This is a genomic window from Pseudomonas oleovorans subsp. oleovorans (genome assembly GCF_002197815.1).
GTDB classification, from domain to species: Bacteria; Pseudomonadota; Gammaproteobacteria; order Pseudomonadales; family Pseudomonadaceae; genus Aquipseudomonas; species Aquipseudomonas oleovorans.
The window spans coordinates 1-3,656 of sequence record NZ_NIUB01000077.1 but is presented as its reverse complement, the minus strand read 5'-3'; the positions used below and the strand labels follow the sequence as shown (position 1 = coordinate 3,656).

Below are 3,656 nucleotides of genomic sequence, written 5' to 3'. Positions count from 1 at the left end.
CAAGCCAGGGTTTGGCTGGCGGTGTCAAGCGATGCGGTATAGGTAGTCAAAAGGGCTTCTCCCATGCACTGATTTGAGCGCTAATTATATGATATTTATGGATAATTTCCAAAGTTGATGACATTGGGATGAGCACGAGGCCAATACCAATGCGCCTTGCCCGCTCACGCTGATGTTCTGGAAGCTTGTTGGTCAAAATTGAAATAAAGATCAGGTTATCAATACCGAGAACCACTTCCATGGCAATTAGTAGTGACCTTTCGGCAACCCCAGTTTTTCGTGGAGCCTGCCCATAACTGCCTCCAGAATAATTGGCCTTTTGATAAGGCCATCTTGGCCTCGAGTTTGCGCATGATGGTCTCAAACATCCGCACCGTAGCTTCGAGACAGACAAATGAACACTACCTGAAGGCGGCTCGGCAGGGCGAGGGGACTTTGGCAGTGACGCTTTGATCGGTGTTATTATTGAAATCTGCCCAAGAGCTTCCTCTCCCGGGTACGAATACCGGTGATGAAACTTGGTTTGAGGCGGTCTCGTTGAGGCCGCCTTTGTCACTTCTGGAGGGGCTTCAGTGCTGAGCAGCACACCGTTGTGTTGCACGCGTCGAAGCGCAAAGCCTCGACCATAGCTGTTTGCAGTCCTTCTAACCCGGCATTTCTCCAATTCTCTGATCTCGAGCCGGTCACAGATTGCGGGAATTATCTGCAATTATCTCGACATAGATAATTGATCAATTATTAACCGCCGCAGGCAGGTTGCGAATCGTGTTCGATGCTCTTCTGCGGGCGCAAACAAATTCTCACTGGATGGCTGAAGCGATTGGCGCGAAGCAGCTTTTGTCTGAACAGGGCATATGATTTATTCGTTTAAATACATAGTGTTAGAGAGCGTATGTCCTAATTTCCCCTTATCTCGGCATGACCCCAAACTGGTCTGCGACGACTTCGCCGGCTACAAGGCCAGCTTCGAGCAAGGCGTGACCGAGATCGGCTGCATGGCCCATGCCCGGCGCAAGTTCTTCGACCTGCATGCCGCCAACCAGAGCCAACTGGCTGAGCAGGCCCTCCAGTACATCGGTCAACTGTACGAGGTGGAGCGCGAAGGGCGAGAGCTGCTCGCCGAACAGCGCCGGCAACTGCGCCAGGACAAAGCCAGGCCGGTCATCGAGGGCCTGCATAGCTGGATGCTTGGGCAGCGGCAGAAGGTGCCGGAAGGCAGCGCAATCGCCAAGGCACTCGACTACAGCCTCAAGCGCTGGGCAGCGTTAGTGCGCTACCTGGATGACGGCAACCTACCCATCGACAACAACTGGATCGAGAACCAGATCCGCCCCTGGGCCTTGGGGCGCTCCAACTGGCTGTTTGCCGACTCGCTGCGCAGTGGCCAGCGTGGCGCAACCTTGATGACACTGATCCAGTCAGCCCGCCTGAACGGGCATGATCCGTACGCCTACCTGAAGGACGTGCTCATGCGCCTGCCGACGCAGAAGGCCAGCGCCCTGACCGAGCTGCTGCCGCATAACTGGCTGCCCGCCGGCAAGGTGTGATGCCCGTTCGCTTACTGCGGGAAGAGGGGATGTGCTCTTGATCACGGTGGCCTGAAGAAGTCCGATCTTGCGTTCCTGGCCGGATTTGCAGGGGACTTACTGGCCACCCCATCAGACTTATCCATTTGCCCGCAGCACGGAGCATCGGTCATTGCATGGCCCTGATGATCGGCGCTCTGAATCGGGCTAGGTGGTGCCGGCATGAAGTGGGTGTTGGGGCCCTAGTCAAACATACTGTTGGCTAGGCGAGATGCAGGGGCTGCCTGCTTCAACCGCGCCCAATCAGGCACCAAAAGCGAATTCTATAATCGCTCTATAATCACTTTATAATCGACTATAAATCCCATTCTAGAGCGCCCGGCGCTGCGGAAATCTTGCGTTTTTTACTTCGCCGATCGGCGCCCTGATTCGTCTAGTTTCCATGCCACATGCGGAAAGACGGGCGGGCTCTCAGGCTTTCGGAGCACCGTGACCGGCCGTTTCGGTTGATCGTGACCGGTCATTTCGCTAACGCGTGACCGCTCATTTCGGTAGCAACGTGACCGATTTTCCGCCTGTTCCGAAACAGGTGGTCACGGCTTACCGAAATCGCCGGTCACGACTTAGCGAAAGCCTTCCCCTTCGTTGCGCATGACCTGATGCGCCGCCATCCTCGACCGATTTCGGGAGAGGAAGATGGCGGCGCCGCGAGTAGCCATGCGAAACATCAAAGAATGTCTGCGCCTCAAGTTTGAGGCCGGCTTGTCCCACGAGAAGATTGCCCGTGCCTTGCAGCTGTCCAAGGGCGTGGTTAGCAAGTACATCGCGGCGGCGCGGGTGGCCGGGCTGGACTGGCCGGCGCTGGTGGCCATGGACGAGGCCGCGCTGGCGGCCGCCTTGTTTGCACCGACGTCGACGAACAAGCCGCGCGGTGAGCGAGTGCTGCCCGATGTGCTGAGCATCCACCGCGAGTTGCGACGCAAGGGCGTGACCTTGCAGCTGCTGTGGGAGGAATATCTCGCCGCGCATGCGGGCCAGCCGACCTACCGCTACACCCAGTTCGTCGAGCACTACCGGCGCTACGCCCAGACGCTCAAACGTTCGATGCGTCAGCTGCACCGTGCGGGCGAGAAGCTATTCATCGACTATGCCGGGCCGACGCTGCCGGTGGTCGACCCGGCCACCGGCGAAGTGCGCCGGGCGCACATCTTCGTCGCCGCCCTGGGCGCCTCGAATTACACCTATGCCTGCGCGACGCCAGGCGAAACCCAGGTGGACTGGCTGACCTCGCTGGGCCAGGCTCTGACCTACTTTGGCGGCGTGCCGGAAATGGTTGTGCCGGACAATCCGCGCGCCCTGGTCGCCCAGCCGGATCGCTACGAGCCGGGCCTGAACCGGGCCACGCTGGAGTGCGCGCGTCATTACCAGACGGTGATCCTGCCGGCACGGCCACGCAAGCCTCAGGACAAGGCCAAGGCCGAGGTGGCGGTGCAGGTGGTCGAGCGCTGGATCATGGCGCGGCTGCGCCATCGGCAGTTCTTCAGCCTGCATGCGCTTAACCAGGCCATCGCCGAGCTGCTGGAGGATCTGAATCGGCGCCCGTTCAAGCGGCTCGATGGCTGCCGGCGCGACTGGTTCGAGCGCCTGGATCGCCCGGCCTTGCGAGCGCTGCCGGTGCATCCCTACGAGGTCGCCACCTTCAAGCGCTGCAAGGTCAGCATCGACTACCACATCGAGGTCAATGGCAGCTTCTACAGCGTGCCCTCCGCCCTGGCCCGGCAGAACGTGGACGTGCGACTGACGGCACACACCCTGGAAGTGCTGCATGGCAACCGGCGGGTGGCCAGCCACCTGCTGCTGGGGCGACGCGGCGCTTACAGTACCCAGCGCGAACACATGCCCGCAGCGCACCAGGCGCATCGTGAGTGGACGCCGCAACGCCTGCTCGACTGGGGCGAGCGGATCGGCCCCTACACGCGCCAACTGATCGATCACCAACTGACCCACAAGCCGCACCCGGAGATGGGCTACCGCGCCTGCCTCGGCCTGCTCTCGCTGGCCCGGCGCTATGGCAATGCACGCCTGGAAGCCGCTGCCGAACGTGCCGTACACCTGCGCGCCTTCACCGGG

At 60.2% G+C, this 3,656-nt stretch carries 1 protein-coding gene and 2 pseudogenes; 2 read left to right on the top strand and 1 reads right to left on the bottom strand.

Going from position 1 to position 3,656, the window contains the following annotated elements:
* Positions 1-127 precede the first annotated feature (127 nt).
* A pseudogene (locus tag PSOLE_RS23270) lies at positions 128-247 on the bottom strand (TerC family protein); the annotation flags it as partial.
* Between the two features lie 679 nt (positions 248-926).
* Here PSOLE_RS23270 and tnpC point away from each other — a divergent pair.
* Both tnpC and istA read left to right on the top strand, forming a co-directional pair.
* A pseudogene (tnpC, locus tag PSOLE_RS23265) lies at positions 927-1,547 on the top strand (IS66 family transposase); the annotation flags it as partial.
* Positions 1,548-2,222: 675 nt separating this feature from the next.
* Positions 2,223-3,656 (top strand): IS21 family transposase (gene istA / locus PSOLE_RS23255; RefSeq protein ID WP_088339362.1); only part of this gene is annotated, 1,434 nt, incomplete at its 3' end.